Below are 21066 nucleotides of genomic sequence, written 5' to 3' on the forward strand. Positions count from 1 at the left end.
CAAATCAATGAATAAAAACGAAGCAATATTAGCAATCAAGAACGCTACCAAAGCAATTACAATGCTGTTTTCTGCAAAGGAAGCGGAAGCTGAATTTGAAGCGGTTAAGCGTGTTGATTCAAACGAATTAGTTGATGTACAAGGCGAATTAGTGCCCGGTACAGCGGTGAGCGTATCAAGTGCAATGGGTTCGCAGGAAGCTGCCGATGACACTTATGCACTGGCTAACGGTGTTGAATTTTCAACCAAAGGCGGTAAAATCGATAAGGTAATAAAAGCACCTGCCGAAGCTGCACCAGTTGCAAATGAAGGTGAAGCACCAGTAGAAGGTTCACCAGAAGAAGAAGCAACTGAAACCCCTGAAAAGGAGGCTACAGAGCAGGCAACACCAGTTACCGAAACAGCACCCGCAGCACCAGATAATACAGCAGCCATTGCAACACTGGTTCAAAAAATCACCGAACTGGATACAATGATTAACACAATCAAAACCGCACTGGAAGGTAAAGCATCAGCGCAAGCTATGTCAGCTTTAGGCGAACAGTTTAACGCTATCAAAGGTGCTTTTGAAGTACTGAGTGATACCCCGGCAGAATTTTCTAAGGTAGATAAATCATTAGAAGCTAAAGAAGATAAAGCCAACAAATTGAATGCACTTGCATCAATCTGGAAATAAAGAATAACTATAAAAGGTAAGATAAAACAGCCTTTTAGCTATCCCGGCAGGGATATAAAAACAACGAGATAAAGAGAAAACGAGAAAATGAGTTTTAACATTTCAGCATTACCACAGTACGTAGACCAAACTTCAAAGAAATTATTGGTTGATACAGTTTTTGGTAACCAAACTGCTTCTGTATTAAAAGATGCAGGTTCAGTAACATTAGGCGTAAAAGGACAATACGCATTACAATTACTTTCAGCAGATGTAGCATTGCAAAATTCTACAGGTTGCGGTCGTACCCCAACAGGTAACGCCAACTTCACACAAGCAATCATAACTGTTTATCCTTTGAAAGATGAACAAAACCTTTGCCCTAAACCATTAGAGAATACTTGGATGGTTCAGTATTTAACCAAAGGTCAGACTTATACCGAAGCATTATTCGCTAATGAGATTATGCAAGCCCGTGCAGCTAAAATTGCACAGGAAAATGAGAAATTGATTTGGCAGGGTGATACTGTAGCGCAATCTGGTTCTACCACTTTAGGTAAGTTCGATGGTTTCGCAAAACAGATAAAAGCAGGTGCTTACATCTCTTTAACTGGTGGTACTGTCGCTTCTGGTGCTACTGTAGTTGAAAAATTACAAGGTGCATTTTTAGCAACTCCTTCAAAAATCACCGAACAGGCTGATGCAGTTATGTTCTTAGGTACTGATGTATACAATGAGTACAACGTTGCTTTAGCCCTTAAAAACCTATTTCATCCTTCGGCAGATAAAACCCTTTTTGGTACTACTATTAAGTTAGTTCCTGTAGATGGTTTGAACGGTACAAGAGGTGTTTATGTAGGTCGTTTACGTTCATTCCAATTGGCTACCGACCTGTTAGGCGAAGAAGACAAAGCCACTATGAACTATTCCATCGAAAGCCAGAATATTTATATGGACTTCCATTATGCACTTGGTGTAAAACCAGTGTATGTAAATGAAATTGGCGTAGCTACTGTATAAGCAGATAAAAATAAAAGATGATTGATAACGGGGCTACACAAATGGTGTAGCCCTTTAATTAATCTCAAAGAAAGAGAATATATAATATATGGCAAATTTATGCGCAAGCGTACAAGCTTATACAAAACAATGCGGTAGGGGTATTTCTGGTGGTGTTGGTAAAATGTGGATTATATCATACAATGATTTGGCTACAGTTTCAGGTTCAACAGAAGCTTTTGCTTTTGCATCTGGTTCAACTGTAATTTCAAACATTGCTTTAGCATCTGGTAAAACATTCAGTTCAGTAGGCTTACTTAAAGAATCTGTTTCTTTCAAAGGTTCAGCAAAAAGAGATTCGGCAACAGGTTCATTTGAAAATCAAACCGAAACCACTATTTCAATATCAAACATATCTGAAACGTCAAAAACGTTTGTTGATTCATTGATGCAGGCACCAGTAACAATACTGATGAAATTAAGAAGCGGTAACTATGTTGTAACCGGGCTAAACGGTTTCACAGAATTAACTGATACCGAAGAATCAACTGGCACTAAGAACGGTGATATGAACGGATACATCTTGAAATTCACAGGTGTTCAGGATTCATTAACCAGTTCAGTTGACCCTACTTTGATAGCTTCAATTGTAGACAAAGTATAACCTAAACAAGTTATTAACCTATTTAGTTAGGCAGCCTTTATCCTTTACCGGGTAAAGGCTTTTTTATTCCCTCCAAAGTCTTATTTCCTGTACAAACAGGCATTAATGTTACTAATAAACAAAAGCAACCCAAAGACAAATTTAATCTTCACGTTAAACGAATTAACTTCTATAGTTAGCCCGGTTTACTTATTGGTGCTTACCAGTGATTTCAACCGGACTAAGTACAGATTTATCTTACCGCTTAATATCAGTTCAAATCTGAACAGGTATGACCATTTCAAAGTGGATACTTCAATCTTCAATGACTTGGATTCTGGTTTATATACCTACGCTGTTTATCAATCTACTATTTCAACTGCCGATGAAACTGTTTTGGGTAACCCGGTTGAAACAGGCAAAGCTAAAATAATAGCCCCTGCCGTATTGGTACAGCCAATAATCTACAAATCAGATGATACTTCTGATTTCTACACATACAAATCAATAAATGACTAAAAAAATAGAAGCAGCAAGTGAGAGGGATTTAATAAAGTTCAATAGTCACGTTACAGAATTGCCGATAGAAGTAATCAATTCAACCAGTTCTGAAAGGTTTGTTCCTTACGGACTGAATAACTTGTACCCAAATTTCTTACTTAAATTGTATAATGAATCACCGCTTCATAAAGGTATAATCAATTCAAAAATTGATTATATCATAGGTGATGGTGTGACTGTTAAAGGTGGTGATGCCCCTGTTTCCTTAAAACCTAATGCAAAGGATTCCTTCCCGGAGTTTATCAGCAAATTGGTAAATGACTATCTAATTTTCAATTACTATGCGGTAGAAGTTGTTTATAACAAATTGGGTTCGCCAATCCAATATAACCACGTACCTGCACACAAAATAAGAAGTAACCGTGACCGAAGTAAATTTTGGTTTAGCAATGATTGGTTTAGAGAACCTAATATTAATGTATCTTATGATTACTGGAAACCGGGTGCTAACGCTGATGGAACTAACAAACTATTTTTCTTTACTTCTTATTCGCCATCAGTAAATAATATTTATCCTATCCCTGATTATTCCGGGGCAATCAAGTCATTAGAAACGGATATTGCTATCAGGGATTTCCAGATTAACAATATTGAAAACCAGTTTTCGGTATCATCTATCATTACCTTTTTTGGTGGTACGCCCAATGATGAAGTTAAGCGTGAAACGGTAAGGAAGATAACGAACGCTTACACTGGTGCCAATGGTGGTAAAATGATTATCGGTTTTGAAGGTAAAGACGGTACTGCACCAGATGTAAAAAACATTGCGCCTTCTGAGTGGGAGAAAGCCTACATTGAAGTTAAAAAGGACGTTTTACAGGATATTTTAACGGCTCACAGTGCCGTATCACCTATGCTTTTTGGTATCAAAACCGAAGGGCAATTGGGCGGTGCTACAGAACTTGAAACAGCCTATGAAATCTTTAAAAACCTATTTGTTAAAAACCGTAGGAATGAATTGGAATCAGGTTTAAACAAGCTGTTTGCTGATGCCCAAATCGGTGAATTGGAATTTAAAGATAAGGGTTCTTTATTCAGCGCAACCTTAACTGATGCTATGAAAATGAAAACCTATACGGTAAACGAAATCAGAGAGGAAGCAGGTTTACCACCACTTTTGAACGGTGACAGGTTGATTGATGAAGTTAAGCCAGTGCCAACACAGGAACCTACAACAGTAGGTCAAATTCCTGATAATGATATTGCAGGTTCACCAGTACAGGCAACCCCGGTTAAACCTGTACCTTCTACCGTATCATCAACAGCTAAACCATCGGGTTTTAACTCAGATGCTATTATGGCCTTCGGCCACCTAACAGATGATGATTTTGAAAAGGTTAAGGACATTGGTTCGGCAAAGCAGGATTTTAGGGTATTCAAGAAATTGGATTACCATATTGAAAAATTTTCAGATTTAAAAACGATTGAACTACAGTTTGATGATGAAAAGGAGATTGCTGATTACCTGATAAAGAACGGTATCAAGAATATGACTTTGGTGCAAATCAAAGCAGCTATACGTAAAGATTTAGGTATCAATATGACAACTTCTGAATTGAAAAAGTTAATTCAGGGTTTAGAGGATTCCGGGGTTATCAATAAATCAGATTTGGATAAGGGCATAACCATCAAACCAACTGAAAAGGCGATGCAGCCCGCATTGGAGAATATCAGAAGGATAGAAGTAAGGTATAGCTATGATGGTGTTCAGGATGACCGCAACAGACCTTTTTGCGCTAAGTTATTAGCAAATGATAGGTATTACAGCCGTGAAGATATTCAGCAAATGAGTTCATTGTTTGGGTATGATATTTTCGCTTACAGGGGAGGTTTTTATCATAATCCCGCCACTAACACTACTACGCCTTATTGTAGGCACCGTTTCGTAGCACATAGTGTAGTCCGCATTAACCCGGAAGGAGAAACAGACAATGATTAAGGTATTATTCATCTCAGAACAAACGATTAAAGAAAATTCTGTAATCGAAACTAATGTTGATTCCAAAATCATATCCAATACCATTTTGGAAGTTCAGTCTTTGGAGTTACAGCCAGTTTTGGGTAAAGACCTTTATACGGTTATAGCTAATGAAATTGTATCAGCTTCAACTGTTTCTGGTTATACTATATCATCACTTAATCAGGAGTTGTTAGAAGACTATATCAAACCCTTTTTAATTTATGGTACACTTAGTTTTGGATTTATCCCCCTGCACTATAAGGTTACCAATAAAGGTGTAAACAGAAAGAATGATGAACGGGCTACCACACTTGAAATAAAGGAACTGGAAGCGGTAAAGGATAACTACGATACAAAGTTTGCCACTTATAAGCAAAGACTGGTAAAACACTTAGAAATTGATTTAAAAGAACCTGATAACAGTTCTACTGATAAAGTTGATAGTACAGGTGAAGTCACTGGTTGGTATTTACCAGATAATGAAGTTAACCTTTCAGATTACTTTGAAAGTTTAGCCAATAAAACCGGGTTTTATTCCGGGTATTACAGAAGCAGATTTTAATGTTATCCCTGAACCAGATTAGCCAAAAGTTTATTAATTTTTTTAGTGGTCACTCACAGGTCAATACTGTTATCTATGCTGATGACTTTGATTTTTCAGCGTACCCGGATATTTTATATCGGGTGGTACATATTCAGTCAGTTGATAGCCAGATTAGGAGTAAAGAAATTATCAATCGTTTCAAATTTATGATAGCTGATATTGAAGACCCGCAAAATAGTGACTCGGAAAATGATATTTGGAGTGATTGCGCTTTGATAGCGGATGACTTTTTAACCTTTTTTGGTGATGATGATTATCCTGATTTTTTAATGGATACTGATACAACATTTCAGCAATTTTCAGAATCAGGTACGGATAGAACAACCGGGATTGTATTTACAGCATCCGTTAGGCAGACCAGAGAAATTAATCCTTGCACCATACCGACAAAGGATAATATTAGTTATGATGAGAGACCTTATTCACCTTCATTTGGTAATTAATTTTTCTAATCAGTTACTGGTAAGTACTTTTTAATATCATTTAGTAATTCTATAGGTATTTCCTTATTAATTATTTTAACAGTTATTGGTTCGCTCCATTCAATTTCAATAAAGAATATAATGGTTTTTTTTACTGATTTAAAATACTCTGAATGGATACCTTGAATGGTCAGTAACGCATTTAAGATGTTAGTCGGTGGCATAATTGGTTTCGTTTAAAATATCATTATAAAACGGATGAACCAATTGAAGGTTTGTTTTCAACCAAAATTTATTACCTCAAAAGAACCTATTCCCGGTTAATGAGAATAGATTCAGCAGGAAGAAAATTAATTTATGGATTTGAAGGTATTGTACTTCACAGCTACTTAGATGTTGCAGGAATACCAACAATAGGGGTAGGTATGACTTATTATCCTGCTACAGGTAATAAAGTTAAAATCGGTGATACTATCAGTTTAGAACAGTGTGATTCAATGTTTACCTCTATGGTAAAAACGTATGAAGACGCCGTTACCGCTGCCGTTAAAGTACCACTAACACAATCACAATTTAATGCTCTGGTAAGCTTCACTTACAATGTGGGCATTGGCAACGCAACCAAAGGTTTCTTGGGTTCAACTTTGCTTAAACGGATTAATGCCAAAGCTTCGGCAGACCTTATAAAAGCAGCCTTTTTAATGTGGATTAAAGCATCAGGCAAAGTTGTACCAGACCTAAAAAAACGTAGGAGTATGGAAGCAGATTTATTCATAAAATCAATGAGTAATGAACATAACAACTAAAAATATAATGAACTATATAAACCATTTTTTCTCTGGCTTATGGACTTTTGCCACTAAGTATTCTATACTATTTCTGGTGTTTTTGACACCAATTCACCCCTTGTTATATACGATTTACATACTTCTAATATTTGACCTGATTACCGGGGTAGCCAAAGCTGTTAGGAGTAAAGAACCTATAACCAGTAAGCGTATGCGGGACACCATTATAAAATTCGTGTTCTACTCAATTGCCGTGTTTATAGCTTTTCAGGTTGATATTACCCTGTTTAGTGCTGTAGCCCTTTACCTGTCAAAACTGGTTGGCGGTTACATTATACTGATTGAGTTCCAAAGCAATATTGAAAATATCAGTACCATCACCGGGGTAGACCTTTGGATGATGATTAAAGATAAAGTAGTTGCTTTTTTTGATACCAAATTGAAGGATGCAACCGATGCTAAAGACGATTCCAAAGATGGTAAATAACGATAAACGAAACTTTTCCCTTCTACTAATCATAAGCTTTTTTGCTTGTTTAGCCTTGGGTTGGTATTCTTACCACCAGTATCAAGTAATTGAAACCCGTACACATCAATTAGCAGCTATAACCGATACAGTATGCTTATACAAGACCAAAGCGGGAGCATCAGGAGCAGAGCGTACAATCTTTGTCGGAAGCAAAGAAGATGCCTTAGCAGTTCTTAAAATGATTGATAAGAAAGCTTATGATGTTGTTAACAACTCCAATGGTTTAAATTCTTATACCGCTTTAAAAACTGTTACCCTTATTGATACAATTGTAAAAGCTGATATTATTTATATGACCAAAGATAGCACCGGGAAACTTAGTTATTCTTTGGTAAAGGATATTCAAGAACCTAAAGATTGGTACACAGCAAAAATTGAAGTACATACTGATTCAGTAGGCATAAAGCTTCAAGTGAAGGATAGTTACCAAATTATTAGCCACGATAAAAGTAATGGTTTATTTAAGCCTAAAAGCTACGTTGTAAGGGTTGAAAATTCTAATCCTTACGTGAGTATCAAAAATGTTAAATCATTTGAAATTCAGCCTAAGAACAGGCACACAGCTATCAAGATTGGCGGGGTTGTAGCAATTGGTGCAGGAGCATTCTTTTTACTGCATAAATAACTTAGAATATCAGTTTTACCCCAAAAAGGATAGAATATATTCTTTTTACTTTTTTGACCTCAATTTGAACAGGATTTAAGGTCAGGTTCATTTTTGACCTTAAACTGAACAATAAATTTGGGCATCAGCCCACTTTAAGTTAATTAAAAAATTAGTTTCTATAAAAATCCATCTGGTAAGCCATTATAATTTGGCGGTGGTGAGATTTTTGGAAGCCAAGATTTTACATTTTGATTCTGTTTCCTCTTTACAGGTTTTTCATCTTCTTTAAAAGGTGTACCGTAAATGATGTTTTTCTCCATTTCGGTTAAGTGACTATTTTTATCTACTTTCATAGCTCTAAGTTACCATTAAAATTAGCTAACCAGTTAATATTTTTTTTCACATTGGCAAAATGACTAAATTTCTTAGCATAGTTTTGTGGTGATGTTTAATCTGAAATTTGAAGCAGAATAGGTGATGGGCGGGTAAATGTTTGTATCATCACCCCGGTAGGGATGGATGGTGATTATTTTATGGTGTACGTCAATGATTATTGCTACGGTTCATTAGTTAAAACCAATAAGCAATGGATACGATTGCACGTGAATAAGCACGAACTAACCGTTGATGGTGTTCAAGCCCTTGGTGAACGGATTGATGAAAAATAAAAAGGGTAACTACCTATCAGTTATGCGATTTTGTAATTTATAGATAATATAGATTTAATCATAAGTTAATAACAAAATAAATATACAACTTGTTTTGAGTACTTATCTTACCTGATTATGAGCCTGAAAATAACTCTATTACAAAAGCAACTCAGTAAAAATAAAATTTTACAAGGAAAACACCTCCAATTTATTCCGTTAGATACTTCTAATAATTCGAAATGGATATTTATCGTTGATGGAGAAATAAGAAATATTGAACACTTTTTAACTCCCGAACAAATTCAATTATTGAATGAAGGCAAAAAAGAAGTTTAAATAAAAAAAAGCCATTTTTAGGTGGCTTTACTTAAAATACATAACTCTCAAATTATTATTTTATGGTACTCTAATTATAACTTAAACGTTAAGATTTTACGATTATTCTACCGCTTACTTTTAAAAACAGATTGGCTTGAAATAAACCAACCTGTCGGAAATACGCATTTAATCAATAGTTGCTTTTGTACGGCAATTGCAACAGGTTTGTTTCGTAAATCTGGATAAAAAGAAAAGGGGCTCACACTCGCTGTTTACCCCTTCTAACTATTGATTAAATGCCAATATTCCCATAAAGGCACGAAAACATTTGCAAAAATTATGCCAATGTAAGTAATAGTTAAATCTTTAGATTGTTGATTTTCTATGGGAAACATCGGTTATATATCGTTTTGGTTGGGAAATTAGAAATATTCGATATTTTTCAACTCCTGAACAGATTAAATTATTGGATGAAATTAAAAAAGAAGATGAAAAAATAAATAGCCCTTTTTAGGGGCTTTAAAAAAAAATAAATACTTGCAAACAATATATTTATTTCTCAGTTTATTTATTAGTTATTTTCAATAGGGTTGTTTATAACTAAAATGCAAAGGCTTGCGTTCTTAACGGACGTAAGTCTTTTTTATTATTACTAATTGAATAATTTAACATCTGAAAAGCATTTTAATCTAAGGCTGATGATAAGATAGGGTTAACGATAATTAATAGTTAACTTAGATGCTTACCCCTAAACGTTCTTGTTATGTCAAATGTCAATAACCCCACTCAGAAAAATATTCATTGTCCCAAATGTTCTACCGTATCACATCATAGAGTTTCAAGAGGTAGTTTATTTAAATTGATTTTCTTTTGGTTACCAATGCATAGGTATAAGTGCTACAACTGTATGAGTAAATTTTATGTCAGGAGTTGATTATTTACCGGGTGTTTTGGACTTTTTATAAACCTTTAACAGTTTCATTTTAAGGATTAATTTTTGTTCTTCCTTTTCCCTTTGCTTTTTTACTTTAACGTCTGTTAAGCTTTTAATCTTTGGGGTGGAAGTAAATATATTGTGAAGTTCTCTAATAAGATTTTTTATCTCAGCTACGTCAGATTTGAGGATTGATAATTCAATTTTTAATTCTTGTAGTTCTTTTCCATAGCTTAAATTTAATTATTTACCCGGTAAATAATCCCTATTATCCCTTTTGGGGTTAAAATGTAACTATAGGACTTTTTTGACCTTTTTTAGCCAAAAAAAATTGCCCTTACACGTTCATAAAAGGGATTATTTTTATAGCTAAAAGGGATTTTATTGCGATTTTTGGAAAAAGAAAAGTGCGTTTAAACGAAATAGAGGCACTTTTTTTTGAAAATAAATTTGTTTTTCTCAGGTATCATGTAAAGGCTAAAATAAGCAAAAAAGCGCAACCTATGAGCTTAATCCTATGTATTTGTCTCTTTTTTGAAAATATTTAGCTTAGTATGAAATAAAATATCGCTGTTGCTTTGCAGTGGTAGGAGAGCTATTGAAAGCGATTTAATCCATTACTAAACCAAATGTAGTATGGCATATAAAGCACCTGCGGATATGCCTATCCAAAGTAATACTCCCTGCAAAAAGGGTTTTAATCCTACAGATAATAAAACAGTTCTGGATAGTCCGGCACCGATCAGAAACAAGGTGAGGGTTAACCCGGCTTTGGCAATTAATATGAAAAAGGGACTGATGACCTGTACAAATGGAATATAGGTATTGGCAATCATCGCCAGTATAAATAAACCAATAAAGTAAGGTACGCCTATTTTTTTGGTTTTATTTTTAAACAGAAAGGAGGACATGAAGGCTACAGGAATAATCCATAATGCGCGGGCAAGCTTAACTGTAGTGGCCACCTCCAGGGCGTGGGTACCGTATTTGCCTGCCGCGCCAACAACAGAGCTGGTGTCATGAATGGCGATGGCGCACCATAAGCCAAATTGTGTTTGTGATAAATTGAAGTAATGGCCAATTACCGGAAAAATAAAAAGCGCCACAGAGTTGAGTATAAACACACACCCTAATGCTACCGAGATTTGTTTTTCTTCGGCTTTTATTACAGGGGAGATGGCCGCAATGGCGGTCCCACCGCAAATGGCTGTACCTGCCGATATGAGGAAGGATGTTTTCTTTTCAATATTGAACCATTTACCTATCAGCCAGCCAAATGTGAGGGTACTTATAATAGATACGATGGTAAATAGCACACCTTGTTTGCCAGCCTGTAAGGCACTGTGTACATTCATCCCGAAGCCTAAGCCAACCACAGATGCCTGTAGCAGTACATGGGTAGCCTTATGATTTAAATGTACATAAGGATGGCCTGTAAATTGGGCTATCGCCAAACCCATCAATAGGGCAATCGCCGGACTGATAAACGGCGTTAAACAAAGTGTAATGCATATTACGAATATGGCAACGCGTGTATTTTTATGAATGTTCACAAGCAACGCGCTCGAATTATTGGCTATCTGATTTTGGGTATTCATTCTTTTCGTTTTTTATATCCCAAAAGTGAGTGTTTACAACCCGTTATTTTCATCACAATATAGAATGTGGAATAACTTTTGGTTATGGTATTGGATTTGGTTTATATATAAATTACAATTATGATCCTGTTTATGAATCACTCATTCAATTGCTATTAGTTATGGATATGAATTGTTTCAAATGGTATAATAAATAATTATAAGTGCAAACAAATGATTTCAATTTCGCATATTTATACAGAGTATTAACATATACCCACCATTGTTATGAAAAATGCATTTGTAACAGGTTTAATTCTTGGGATACTGAGTGGAACCTGGCTGTTTATCATGCGGTCGTTTGGATACACCAGTACGGGTAACCATGTAACTCCAATTGAATATTTATCATTACTGATACCTTTTTTGGGAGTGTACTTTGGTGTTAAAAATTACAGGGAGGATGATAAGGAGGGGGAGATCAGCTTTTTGGAGGCTTTATTCCAAAGTTTTAAAATTTTACTTATAGGGGGGCTTTTTGCTTGTTTGGCCGGAATTGTTTACATCAATTATTTTAACATGGGAAGTGAGCTTTTTGCATTTTCCGGGCGTTTAATTGGTGGACTGGTGATTGGTATTTTGATATGTATTGGCGTATCGGCCGCTTTAATGAACAAGTCGGGCAAGCTGAATTGACTAATAGCTACCTTTTAAAACTGAAAATTTACCTGTAAATACATAGCAAAGGATTTTTTTTAAAATTCAAATCGGTGCAAATGAATGCGTTAGGAATTCATTTGGGACTTCTTTGAAAAAAAATTTTGCAAGTTGATTTAAAATCCTACTTTTGCAAACCCAATCGGGAACGGGATGTAGCGTAGCCCGGTATCGCGCCACATTTGGGATGTGGAGGCCGCAGGTTCGAATCCTGCCATCCCGACAAAAGCGATACCATCAAGTATCAAAACCCTGTAAATGTCTCATTTACAGGGTTTTTTGTTTTATTCAAATCCTTTTCAGTACATTCTATTCCTTGCTTTATGCGAACAAAGAGGTGAACAGATTTCGTTTTTTAGATTTGTTCACCGGAAATGGTTTAAGTAATTGATTTATAGTTATTTATATCAATAAAATTTAGACTGAAAAGGTTGCATTCAGATCATTTTTTCCCTTTCCGGTGAACAGTTTTGGCTATAAGAGTTCAAAACAATTCATTAATTATCTAAAATCTAGAAAGATGAGATCAACAAACACATTCGGAATTCACTTCGTGCTGAGGGAGAACCGTGGAAAAAACGGCCTATCGGCCATTTACATGCGCATCGTGGTTAACAAGAGCCGCTCCGAAGTAGCGCTAAAGCGACAGGTCGCTTCCGCCGACTGGAACGACGCAAGAGGTCAGGCAAAACCCAAAAATGATGAATTACGTCAGTTAAACAGCCACCTGGAACAATTCCGTGGTATGATGGCCGGTCACTATCAGGAACTGCAATTAAAGAAGAAAGTGATCACTGCCGAGGTGCTCAAAAACCTTTTTGCTGGCGTTAAAGATTCGGAGCATACCCTGCATACCATTGTTGAATACCACAATATAAATATGAAAGATGTGCTGGCTCATGGCACAATGAAAAACTACTATACCACCGCTGGGTATTTAAAGGAGTTTGTGAAAAAGGATTTCAGGCGTTCGGATATTTACCTCTCAGAACTTGATTACAGTTTTATTAGTAAACTGGAACATTTTCTCAGAAAGCGTCAACCTGAAGATCATCAGAAAAAACTCGAAAACAATGGCCTGATGAAACATCTTGAGCGCTTTCGGCAGATCATCCGCCTGGCTGTTAAAATGGGTTGGCTTGAAAAGGACCCTTTTTCCATGTTTCAATTGAAGTTTAATAAAACTGAGCGAGGCTTCCTTACAATCGCAGAACTAAATAAGATCGAAAACAAGAAACTGACCATCGAACGAATTGCCTATGTACGCGACCTGTTTGTGTTGAGTTGCTACACGGGATTGGCCTATGTAGATGTAATGGAACTGACGTCTGACAACCTGGTACAGGGTATCGATGACAATCAATGGATCAAAACCACGCGCGAAAAAACGAGGGTTGCTGTTAACGTTCCGCTTCTTCCCTAGGCAGCAAAAATTATTCGGCGTTATAAAACGCATCCGAAAGCAGTAGCTGAAGGCACATTGTTGCCTCATATCTCCAATCAGAAACTAAACAGTTATTTAAAGGAAGTAGCGGATCTCTGCGGAATTAATAAAACATTGACCTACCATGTCGCCCGTCATACTTTTGCAACCGCTGTAACGCGGTCGAATGGCGTTCCTATTGAAACTGTGAGCAAGATGCTTGGCCATACTACCATCAGAACCACCCAGATATATGCCAAGGTGGTTGAACGCAAAGTCAGTGATGACATGAATGTACTTCGGGATAAACTTGATTCTAAGCCGGTGCGCCCTGCTAATCGCAAACCGATTTTTAAAACCAGTCTTAAAAAAGTAAGTTAATGGGATCTGTAAGAAGAAATACGCTTTTTCAGTCAGTCCGGGAATTGATTGAAAACTCACGGGGCCAGGTAGTCCGGAACGTTAATACTATCATGATCTATACCAACTTTAATATCGGTAAAATGATTGTGGAAGAAGAACAGAAGGGAAGCACACGTGCCGGCTATGCAGATACGGTTCTGAAGGACTTAAGCCGGGCATTATCAGTCGGATACGGTAAAGGGTTCTCACACCGCAATCTCGATTACTTCAAAAAGTTTTATTTGCTATATCGTGAACGAATTTCGCAGACAGCGTCTGCGAAATCTCCGGAGCAGGCAAACAGGCACGTTAAACAAACATTGCTGGATGTCTTTGCTGAGCAGTTTAAGGTCAGCTGGTCGCATTACGTTCTTTTAATGAAAGTTCAGGCAATCAATGAGCGGGATTATTATGAATCTAGGCGGCGGCATGTAACTGGTCTTTAAGGGAATTACAGCGTCAATATGATTCCTCCTTATTTGAGCGTCTGGCGCTCAGTTCAGATAAAAAAACTGTTCGTAAACGCAATCAATTTGGGCAAATAACGGAAAGTCCTATTCATACTCTAAAAAATCCTGTGGTATTAGAATTTCTGGGCTTAAAAGAAGACAGCGGCTATTCTGAAAGTGATCTGGAGACCGCCATCATTAATAAACTCTAAACATTTATGATGGAACTAGGTAAAGGGTTTCTTTTTGAAGCCCGACAACGCCGTATTAATCTTGAAGGAAACCATTTTTGGATCGACCTTGTTTTTTATAACCGCTTATTGAAATGTTTTGTATTAATTGACTTAAAGATCGGAAAGCTAACGCACCAGGATATCGGGCAAATGCAGATGTATGTCAACTATTATGACCGTAAAATAAAGCAGGATGAGGAGAAGCCGACATTAGGGATTATTCTTTGCAAGGAGGACAACAAAACGGTTGTTGAGTTTACTTTGCCCGTGGACAATGTGCAGATATTCAGCAAAGAATACAAATTGTACCTCCCAAGTAAAGAAGAATTGAAAAAACAAATGGAATAACAGAACACAAAGAACCCACGGACTTTGCCCGACGGATTGATCTCATCTTTATAAAAACATTAAATAGCGTTACGAATGACTAATACTTAGTAACGCACCCTGTATTAAACAAAAGACAACAACAATATATAAGTTTCTGATTCATGAAAATGACCTTAATTTTTTGAAAAGTCTTTAATAATCAGGATATTGTGTAAGTTTATATTAAAATGGCCTGTCTCTAATGCATTGACTTTAATTTACAAACCTGGATGAGAAAGACAATAGGAATTGTTGATGACCAGAAATTATTTGTGAGTTCCTTGTGCGCTTTGATCAAAGAATTTGATGATTTTGAAGTAATAGTGGAAGCAACTGATGGAAAAGAATTATTGCAAAAGCTAAAATTGCTGCTGTCAATGCCCGATATTATTTTGGTTGATGTGCAAATGCCCTTGATGGACGGGCCGGCAGTTGTTAGCGCCATAGCGGCAGATTATCCTGGTATAAGGACCGTCGCTTTGTCGATGAAAGATGATGATCAATCTATTTTAAAAATGCTCAGGGCAGGGTGCTCAGGCTATTTTAGTAAAGATATGCATCCAAAGGAACTCGAGAAGGCATTAACAGAGATTTATCAAACCGGCTTTTATAACGGGGACCTGATCAGTATACATTCGAGAAGATTATTGAAAGCTCCTGACAAAAATTTGGAAGTAATAAAATTGACGGAGCGGGAGAAAGAGTTTTTGCAGCATGCCTGCAGTGATTGCAGTTACAAGGAGATCGCAGCAAAAATGTTCCTTTCGGTGAAAAGGATTGACGATTTTAGGGAGAAGCTTTTTTTGGAACTGGAAGTCAAAAGCAGGACAGGCATGGTGCTGGAAGCCATCAGGAAAAATCTGGTTATATTCGATCGATAGGTAGTGATTGATTATCCTGAAAAAAATCTACTTCTAAATTAATACGAATTAACTAAATTCAAAACAATAAAACCTTAAAAATCATGGCAGAACCAACAAAGTTAACCGCCGAGCAATTCGCAGTTAAAGATGGTGCACAATTCGAGTTTCAAGTTGCTAACACCGAAGTGAAATTTTCTGAAGATGGGGGATTAAACCTGACTCTTAAATTTACGGCCAAAGATCCTCAGGAAATTAAAAGAACACCCGGTGAACTCATCAATACTAGTGTAGTTTTTGAAAAGAACGGACAGGAGACGGCCTTTAATGAAATATCGGATGCTTCCGATTTAATCCTGGAGATTGGTGCGGAAGATCGAATCACACTGAAGTCGGCAAAAAATGATTTTCTCCTTATGACCGCTCCTAAGAAAGGTCGCGAAGGTAATATGTTCATGTGATATTAAATTATGGAGCTTTGAATATAGCAGTTGTCCGAGGTTCGATTAATTCGAGGAAATTTTTCCATTCGGGCAACTGTCCTATTAAACCATCTGATGATATATTATCCTTTAATTTGAGCAGATCGCTATAATCAGCGATCGGAAAAAAAATACTGTAACCGGATGGCGACAATTGTATCGTCGCAGTTTCAACTGCTCTCTTGTCCTCTTTTTCATATACTTTTTTTCCGCTCGAACAATTAATTATGATCGAAGTTGGATTTTCAATAACTGCTCTCAAAAATTTGTTCATGGGTACGGTTAACGCGCTGATTAGTTTGCGTTCTTCTCGCGGTAGACTACTGTCCGTAAATTTCAAGCTTTGAATCCAGTTAACCACATCGATCGTCATAGTCAATCCCCTGCTAAAATCGAAGCATGCGGAACGAATATATTTGAAAAAGTATTTCAATTCCTGGTTCAGCGCTCCTTCGGCCTTTAGCTCAGTATTTAAAGCGATCAATAGCTCCTGTAGATAATCGAATTGCAGTTTAAAGTTTGATTTGCCATCAGTCGTTTTGCCCAAATCAACAGCAAATATTTTAAAACGTTCGGTCACGTCCGGGTCATCCGGGCAGAGAACCAGCGCTTTCGCTTTTGAATAAAAATCGTCAACAGTAGATACGCAAATTGAAGCTAATTCGGCAGGAGCGGGAGTGACATTTTCTGTTTTGTTAATCTCGCGAAGTATCGCATTGATATTATAGCCCGGCAAGTCGATATCACCCTGGGGAGCAACAAAGCATTGCACGGTCCCCTGAAACGCAAACATACTGTGCATGTTCATCATCCAGCAGTTGGACATAAGTAAAACCCCAACTTTTCTGCCTTTAAGCCAGTCTTTTAAAGTTTCATTCAATTCGCTGTTCTTTAGTATCTCCGGCACGAGCGGCGCGACTTCAATCCCATCGCTTATTGCTCCGGGATTTATAGCCTCCTGCGAATTAGGTACCGCAGCGATATGTTGAACCAACAGATCTTCAGTGTCATCGACAGGGTTTGGCATAGTGATTTTACCATCCTTTTCATTGTATTGACTTGCGACCCCTTCTTTAATGAAACGGTTAAGCGTATTCATATTCAAAGAAGTCTTCTCCATTTTTAAGAGATGCCTTCCGACCTGGATAGGGATAATACTCTCCGGCAGCTTTTCGTCTTCAAGTGCCGAAGCGCCCTTTTCCAAGGCATAGCTTAAGAACAGATTTAGATACGGATACTGATAAAGGTTATGGTCTACATTCGTTCTTGCCAGACTTGCATTTAAAGACGTGGGTTCCTGCCTGAATATTCCGAAGGAAGAACCATGGTCCCAGGTCATCAGCATTATTTCCTCGTCCGGGCACAGTTCAATTTTTTCGAACAGTTTTTTCAGCATCTCCGGGTTTTGCAGTATCTTTCCGTTCATACCCTTATTGCTAATGATCGTGCAACCGTCGATTATGTTGTCTTTCTCTTTATTTTTGATCGAGTAAAGTTTCGTTTCGTTAACAATCTTTTCACCGGAAGCATTATCAATTATAAAGCGAATACTGTTCAAAGCCACGAGAATCCTTGAATTGTTTGGATCGGTTGCCGCATTCATGATCTCACCCAGCAGATCATTCAACATGGTTTTTAATTTTTTTATCTTCGGTAAATCATCATTTGTCGTAAAATCTACGTAAATTAAAAAGATTATCAACCATCGTTTACTATGGATACCAGACGTGTTTTCCATATTGTTTTATTTTTGATATTAGCCTCATTTACTGTGTCCTCCGCGCAGCAAAAAGTGAAAGTGGCGTTAGTTAAATATGGTCAGGCGGAAGGTTTACCAAGTTACAATATAAAACAAATATTAAGAGATAAAAATGGTTTTCTTTGGATCGCATCACAAGATGGTCTCAGCCGATTCGATGGGAGGGTATTTTCCTTGTATAGCAGTCAGTCTGCACTAAAATACCAGCTTTCCGGACCAGATGTCCGAAAGATAATTGAAGCTCCGCGAAAGGGTGAACTTTGGGTACTTCCAAACCGCGATCATTTAAACATCATCAGCACTGCAACCGGGGCAGTAATCAAAAGCATCGCCATACCCAAATACTCTAACCAGGACTGGAACATTACTATGACAGCCTGCGGTCAACATTTGTGGATCGGCTCATATGAAGGGGTGAAAATCCTGAACACAGACAAATGGTACTTTCTGCCCAACCCAGAGATCGACGTCAAGGTAAAACGCACACCAGGTCTTTTCGAAGCAAACTGTATTGCTAAAGATGACTTTAACAACGTTTGGGTCTGTTATTCCGGTTATGGTATAGTGGTCTACAATGGCATTACGCATAAAAAGATCACTACCATAATGTTGAGAGATTTGAATGACCATCTTGGAAGCGGAAATATCCGCATCTATGGTTTTTCCCAAACCGATGATCATACGATGCTTTTTGCCACTGCCCAAGGTTTGAGAAAAATATCATTTAACAGTGCTTATTCCGTTAAAATTGATGTCAGCCCCGTAAGTGCACTGCCGGTACTCAATTACTGTTCCCTGTTATCCATCGCCTCAATAAAACCAAATGAAATACTTTTGTCCGGAAACGGCCATTTGTACGGACTTAACAAAACACTCGACGACTATCGCGTTTATGATGAAATCGTGGGCCAGACGGAAGGCAAATGGATCAATTATGTGCAATCTATTTTTAAAGATGGTAATAGGATCTGGTTGGGTTGCCAGCAGGGCATAGGAATGATGAAAATGTATGCGGGACCGTTTGAGAAACATTACTTCGACGAAATATCCGGAAAAAAACTGGACCATTTGCGTTCCATTTTGGTACTCCCCAATCAGGATATTCTTTGCGGTCAGAGTCAGGGGCTGACATTACTCCGGTATACGGATGAACGCTTCATCGAACTGGACAAGTTACATTTATACCATCACATGTTCCTTGATCCCAACCGGCGTGTATTATTATCCAGGGACGATGGACTTTATGTACTAAACAAGAAAATTATTACTCCAATATCACTTGTTTATCCCGAATTTGAAAGATATAAGACATTTCCTGTCAATAGCCATATATTACTGGGGGATTCTTTGATAGCGTTAGGAACTGAAAATGACCGCGGCGTGCTGTTATGGGATTATCGAAACCAAAGAGTTAATAAAATTGATATCTCTTCCACTCCGGCGCTGGCCTCTAACTCTGTAAATAATATTTTCCTGGATAAAAGTGGCCGTCTGTGGGTTCTTTCTGATAAGACAATAACAATCATCAACCGTAGGCTCGGTACTTCGACTTTTCCCGCTTTTCTATCAGATAAGTCCAATGCAAAACTCAGTCTGTTTTTTGATATGTGCGAATCGAAAGGCTGCTACTGGATCGCCTCATATGGTAATGGCATCATTCAGTTAGACAACGCCGGGAAGACCGTGAAATTGCTTAATTCAAATGACGGGTTAAGTAATGACGGTGTTTATAATATTTTCAATCTCAGGGATTCTGCACTGGTGATCACGAGTAACAATGGATTATCCCTTTATCAACTGCAAAAACGTCAATTCAAGAACTATTACAGCGAAAGTGGATTGCATTCCAATAATTTCGAAGAGGTCACTGCCACGATTTATCGGGATAAGATTTATGCCGGGGGAATAAATGGGTTTACGGTTATTGATCCTTCAAGACTGATAATCAACAAAGTTCCGCCCATTTTTTATTTTAAAAACATTGAGATCAAATTGAATAACGGTGTGAACACAACCAACACCGATCTCACTGTAAATAAAATATTGATTCCACCGAACTGGTTACAAACGACCGTCTCTTTCACTGGAATCAACTATGACGATCCCAAACATGTGAACTACAATTATCGCATTAAAGAGATTGATCCCAACTGGATCAATAATGGCTACCGCGATCAAATTAGTCTTATCGGACTTAGGCCCGGTGGTTACACCTTGGAAGTCAAAGCCTCAAACGAAGACGGTTATTGGAGCAAACCTAAAAGCCTTGCAATGATCATTGAGCCAAAATGGTTCGAAACTTGGTGGTTCAAAATGGGAATACTTTTGAGTGTGGCCATGATCCTGAGTTTGATATTTCGCTACAGGATAAAGCAGATTAAGATCCAACACCAGATCCGGCGAGAAATAGCGAATGACCTTCATGATGACTTAGGCAGTAATCTTAATTCCATTAAAATATTTACTCATTTAGCCCTCGAGCAAGACCAAAAAGACAATTATCTGCATAAGGTGGAAGAATTGGTCGGCGCCACATTAGCCGGCCTCCGCGATATGCTTTGGGTATTGGAGGATGACGACGACAATGTGTACGGCCTGATTAATAGGATCAATAAATTTGCCTTGCCATTAGCGCAAGCAAAAGGAATACATTTTGAATGTTACGCTGCAGAAGCTATTAACGCCAACCTGTCAAAAAAAGAGAAGCAGAATCTTCATCTAATCATCAAAGAAGCTGTCAATAACAGTTTTAAACACGCCAATTGCCGTAAAATTTTCGTATCGATCGCCCAAGGCAGAAATACCAAAATAACGATCTGTATCAAAGACGATGGAACAGGTTTTAATCACCTTGAAAAAACGGACAGCTACGGAATCCGTAATATGAAATACCGGGCTGTGCAAATCGGTTATGATGCTGAAATTCTTTCAATAATTGGTGCGGGTACCACCATAATGATCGAAAAAAGCTAACAATAAAATCCTCCCGCTCCTTTAACTTAAAATAAGTTCCTGGCTTCTGGTCGGATGGCTACGCTTTGCACTTAAAAAACCACAAAAAATAAATACCGGAAAAAACCGGTAGAAAAAACCGGAATTTACCAAGTACGGTTGCCCATGCCTGC

General features: G+C 37.6%; 23 protein-coding genes and 1 tRNA gene. 21 read left to right on the forward strand and 3 right to left on the reverse strand.

Going from position 1 to position 21066, the window contains the following annotated elements; all coding sequences use genetic code 11:
• The first annotated feature begins 7 nt into the window (after window positions 1-7).
• The 10 genes from AC1D0K_RS04805 (at window position 8) to AC1D0K_RS04850 (ending at window position 7786) form a co-directional block, all read left to right on the forward strand.
• Window positions 8-676 carry a hypothetical protein gene (locus tag AC1D0K_RS04805; RefSeq protein WP_477399532.1) on the forward strand — a complete coding sequence of 223 codons (669 nt, stop codon included), beginning with the start codon at window positions 8-10 and terminating at the stop codon, window positions 674-676.
• An 87-nt stretch (window positions 677-763) separates the two neighbouring features.
• Window positions 764-1675, forward strand: coding sequence for a hypothetical protein (locus AC1D0K_RS04810; RefSeq protein WP_477399530.1), 912 nt, complete (start codon window positions 764-766; stop codon window positions 1673-1675).
• 88 nt (window positions 1676-1763) lie between these two features.
• Entirely contained in the window at window positions 1764-2318 is a 555-nt protein-coding gene (locus tag AC1D0K_RS04815; RefSeq protein ID WP_477399528.1) for a hypothetical protein, read from the forward strand.
• 105 nt (window positions 2319-2423) lie between these two features.
• On the forward strand, window positions 2424-2816 hold the full coding sequence (locus AC1D0K_RS04820; RefSeq protein ID WP_477399526.1) for a hypothetical protein: 393 nt from the start codon (window positions 2424-2426) through the stop codon (window positions 2814-2816).
• On the forward strand, window positions 2809-4797 hold the full coding sequence (locus tag AC1D0K_RS04825; protein ID WP_477443179.1) for a phage portal protein: 1989 nt from the start codon (window positions 2809-2811) through the stop codon (window positions 4795-4797). Before AC1D0K_RS04820 ends, AC1D0K_RS04825 begins: the two co-directional genes overlap by 8 nt.
• Complete coding sequence (locus tag AC1D0K_RS04830) at window positions 4790-5380, forward strand: DUF6712 family protein (RefSeq protein ID WP_477463009.1); 591 nt, start codon at window positions 4790-4792, stop codon at window positions 5378-5380. The genes AC1D0K_RS04825 and AC1D0K_RS04830 overlap by 8 nt, the downstream gene beginning before the upstream one ends.
• Window positions 5380-5865: a hypothetical protein gene (locus AC1D0K_RS04835; protein WP_477399641.1), complete on the forward strand. Its 486-nt coding sequence runs from the start codon at window positions 5380-5382 to the stop codon at window positions 5863-5865. The genes AC1D0K_RS04830 and AC1D0K_RS04835 overlap by 1 nt, the downstream gene beginning before the upstream one ends.
• Before the next feature lie 302 nt (window positions 5866-6167).
• A complete protein-coding gene (locus AC1D0K_RS04840) occupies window positions 6168-6650 on the forward strand; it encodes a lysozyme (RefSeq protein ID WP_477399639.1) in 483 nt (160 codons plus the stop codon).
• Between the two features lie 7 nt (window positions 6651-6657).
• Window positions 6658-7119, forward strand: coding sequence for a phage holin family protein (locus tag AC1D0K_RS04845; RefSeq protein WP_477399637.1), 462 nt, complete (start codon window positions 6658-6660; stop codon window positions 7117-7119).
• Entirely contained in the window at window positions 7109-7786 is a 678-nt protein-coding gene (locus tag AC1D0K_RS04850) for a hypothetical protein (protein WP_477399635.1), read from the forward strand. Before AC1D0K_RS04845 ends, AC1D0K_RS04850 begins: the two co-directional genes overlap by 11 nt.
• Before the next feature lie 158 nt (window positions 7787-7944).
• On the opposite strand, the gene AC1D0K_RS04855 is transcribed toward AC1D0K_RS04850, so the two are convergent.
• Complete coding sequence (locus tag AC1D0K_RS04855) at window positions 7945-8121, reverse strand: hypothetical protein (protein ID WP_477399633.1); 177 nt, start codon at window positions 8119-8121, stop codon at window positions 7945-7947.
• A gap of 180 nt (window positions 8122-8301) precedes the next feature.
• Here AC1D0K_RS04855 and AC1D0K_RS04860 point away from each other — a divergent pair, with 180 nt between their 5' ends.
• Entirely contained in the window at window positions 8302-8436 is a 135-nt protein-coding gene (locus AC1D0K_RS04860) for a hypothetical protein (RefSeq protein WP_477443183.1), read from the forward strand.
• A gap of 117 nt (window positions 8437-8553) precedes the next feature.
• The gene (locus AC1D0K_RS04865; RefSeq protein WP_477399631.1) at window positions 8554-8754 is read left to right on the forward strand and encodes a hypothetical protein; all 201 of its coding nucleotides are present in this window, start codon (window positions 8554-8556) and stop codon (window positions 8752-8754) included.
• A 1536-nt stretch (window positions 8755-10290) separates the two neighbouring features.
• Here the strand turns inward: AC1D0K_RS04865 and AC1D0K_RS04870 are convergent.
• Window positions 10291-11268: a YeiH family protein gene (locus AC1D0K_RS04870; RefSeq protein WP_477399809.1), complete on the reverse strand. Its 978-nt coding sequence runs from the start codon at window positions 11266-11268 to the stop codon at window positions 10291-10293.
• Window positions 11269-11535: 267 nt separating this feature from the next.
• Between AC1D0K_RS04870 and AC1D0K_RS04875 the strand changes: the two genes are divergently transcribed.
• The 8 genes from AC1D0K_RS04875 (at window position 11536) to AC1D0K_RS04910 (ending at window position 16161) form a co-directional block, all read left to right on the forward strand.
• Window positions 11536-11943, forward strand: coding sequence for a DUF4199 domain-containing protein (locus AC1D0K_RS04875; RefSeq protein ID WP_477399811.1), 408 nt, complete (start codon window positions 11536-11538; stop codon window positions 11941-11943).
• Window positions 11944-12113: 170 nt separating this feature from the next.
• Window positions 12114-12187, forward strand: a tRNA-Pro gene (locus AC1D0K_RS04880).
• A 297-nt stretch (window positions 12188-12484) separates the two neighbouring features.
• On the forward strand, window positions 12485-13387 hold the full coding sequence (locus AC1D0K_RS04885; protein ID WP_477399813.1) for a site-specific integrase: 903 nt from the start codon (window positions 12485-12487) through the stop codon (window positions 13385-13387).
• 60 nt (window positions 13388-13447) lie between these two features.
• Window positions 13448-13768, forward strand: a complete 321-nt coding sequence (locus AC1D0K_RS04890) for a tyrosine-type recombinase/integrase (RefSeq protein WP_477443068.1) — start codon at window positions 13448-13450, stop codon at window positions 13766-13768.
• Between the two features lie 92 nt (window positions 13769-13860).
• Entirely contained in the window at window positions 13861-14235 is a 375-nt protein-coding gene (locus AC1D0K_RS04895) for a DUF1016 N-terminal domain-containing protein (RefSeq protein ID WP_477397266.1), read from the forward strand.
• A 221-nt stretch (window positions 14236-14456) separates the two neighbouring features.
• Window positions 14457-14819 (forward strand): PDDEXK nuclease domain-containing protein, encoded by a 363-nt coding sequence (locus AC1D0K_RS04900; RefSeq protein ID WP_477397264.1) that lies wholly within the window; start codon window positions 14457-14459, stop codon window positions 14817-14819.
• 251 nt (window positions 14820-15070) lie between these two features.
• Complete coding sequence (locus tag AC1D0K_RS04905; RefSeq protein WP_477397262.1) at window positions 15071-15721, forward strand: response regulator; 651 nt, start codon at window positions 15071-15073, stop codon at window positions 15719-15721.
• 83 nt (window positions 15722-15804) lie between these two features.
• A complete protein-coding gene (locus AC1D0K_RS04910; protein WP_477397260.1) occupies window positions 15805-16161 on the forward strand; it encodes a hypothetical protein in 357 nt (118 codons plus the stop codon).
• Window positions 16162-16168: 7 nt separating this feature from the next.
• Here AC1D0K_RS04910 and AC1D0K_RS04915 read toward each other — a convergent pair whose 3' ends face one another.
• Window positions 16169-17920: a hypothetical protein gene (locus AC1D0K_RS04915; RefSeq protein ID WP_477397258.1), complete on the reverse strand. Its 1752-nt coding sequence runs from the start codon at window positions 17918-17920 to the stop codon at window positions 16169-16171.
• Between AC1D0K_RS04915 and AC1D0K_RS04920 the strand changes: the two genes are divergently transcribed.
• Complete coding sequence (locus AC1D0K_RS04920; protein ID WP_477397256.1) at window positions 17897-20914, forward strand: sensor histidine kinase; 3018 nt, start codon at window positions 17897-17899, stop codon at window positions 20912-20914. The genes AC1D0K_RS04915 and AC1D0K_RS04920 overlap by 24 nt on opposite strands.
• Window positions 20915-21066 lie beyond the last annotated feature (152 nt).

This window comes from Mucilaginibacter sp. P1_A3, from assembly GCF_056406855.1.

Excerpts from the sequence above, each read along its gene's own strand:
- AC1D0K_RS04805 (WP_477399532.1), top strand. The coding sequence starts at position 8 with ATGAATAAAAACGAAGCAATATTAGCAATCAAGAACGCTACCAAAGCA.
- AC1D0K_RS04810 (WP_477399530.1), top strand. The coding sequence starts at position 764 with ATGAGTTTTAACATTTCAGCATTACCACAGTACGTAGACCAAACTTCA.
- AC1D0K_RS04815 (WP_477399528.1), top strand. The coding sequence starts at position 1,764 with ATGGCAAATTTATGCGCAAGCGTACAAGCTTATACAAAACAATGCGGT.
- AC1D0K_RS04820 (WP_477399526.1), top strand. The coding sequence starts at position 2,424 with ATGTTACTAATAAACAAAAGCAACCCAAAGACAAATTTAATCTTCACG.
- AC1D0K_RS04825 (WP_477443179.1), top strand. The coding sequence starts at position 2,809 with ATGACTAAAAAAATAGAAGCAGCAAGTGAGAGGGATTTAATAAAGTTC.
- AC1D0K_RS04830 (WP_477463009.1), top strand. The coding sequence starts at position 4,790 with ATGATTAAGGTATTATTCATCTCAGAACAAACGATTAAAGAAAATTCT.
- AC1D0K_RS04835 (WP_477399641.1), top strand. The coding sequence starts at position 5,380 with ATGTTATCCCTGAACCAGATTAGCCAAAAGTTTATTAATTTTTTTAGT.
- AC1D0K_RS04840 (WP_477399639.1), top strand. The coding sequence starts at position 6,168 with ATGAGAATAGATTCAGCAGGAAGAAAATTAATTTATGGATTTGAAGGT.
- AC1D0K_RS04845 (WP_477399637.1), top strand. The coding sequence starts at position 6,658 with ATGAACTATATAAACCATTTTTTCTCTGGCTTATGGACTTTTGCCACT.
- AC1D0K_RS04850 (WP_477399635.1), top strand. The coding sequence starts at position 7,109 with ATGGTAAATAACGATAAACGAAACTTTTCCCTTCTACTAATCATAAGC.
- AC1D0K_RS04855 (WP_477399633.1), bottom strand. The coding sequence starts at position 8,121 with ATGAAAGTAGATAAAAATAGTCACTTAACCGAAATGGAGAAAAACATC.
- AC1D0K_RS04860 (WP_477443183.1), top strand. The coding sequence starts at position 8,302 with ATGGTGTACGTCAATGATTATTGCTACGGTTCATTAGTTAAAACCAAT.
- AC1D0K_RS04865 (WP_477399631.1), top strand. The coding sequence starts at position 8,554 with ATGAGCCTGAAAATAACTCTATTACAAAAGCAACTCAGTAAAAATAAA.
- AC1D0K_RS04870 (WP_477399809.1), bottom strand. The coding sequence starts at position 11,268 with ATGAATACCCAAAATCAGATAGCCAATAATTCGAGCGCGTTGCTTGTG.
- AC1D0K_RS04875 (WP_477399811.1), top strand. The coding sequence starts at position 11,536 with ATGAAAAATGCATTTGTAACAGGTTTAATTCTTGGGATACTGAGTGGA.
- AC1D0K_RS04885 (WP_477399813.1), top strand. The coding sequence starts at position 12,485 with ATGAGATCAACAAACACATTCGGAATTCACTTCGTGCTGAGGGAGAAC.
- AC1D0K_RS04895 (WP_477397266.1), top strand. The coding sequence starts at position 13,861 with ATGATCTATACCAACTTTAATATCGGTAAAATGATTGTGGAAGAAGAA.
- AC1D0K_RS04900 (WP_477397264.1), top strand. The coding sequence starts at position 14,457 with ATGATGGAACTAGGTAAAGGGTTTCTTTTTGAAGCCCGACAACGCCGT.
- AC1D0K_RS04905 (WP_477397262.1), top strand. The coding sequence starts at position 15,071 with ATGAGAAAGACAATAGGAATTGTTGATGACCAGAAATTATTTGTGAGT.
- AC1D0K_RS04910 (WP_477397260.1), top strand. The coding sequence starts at position 15,805 with ATGGCAGAACCAACAAAGTTAACCGCCGAGCAATTCGCAGTTAAAGAT.
- AC1D0K_RS04920 (WP_477397256.1), top strand. The coding sequence starts at position 17,897 with ATGGATACCAGACGTGTTTTCCATATTGTTTTATTTTTGATATTAGCC.
- AC1D0K_RS04915 (WP_477397258.1), bottom strand. The coding sequence starts at position 17,920 with ATGGAAAACACGTCTGGTATCCATAGTAAACGATGGTTGATAATCTTT.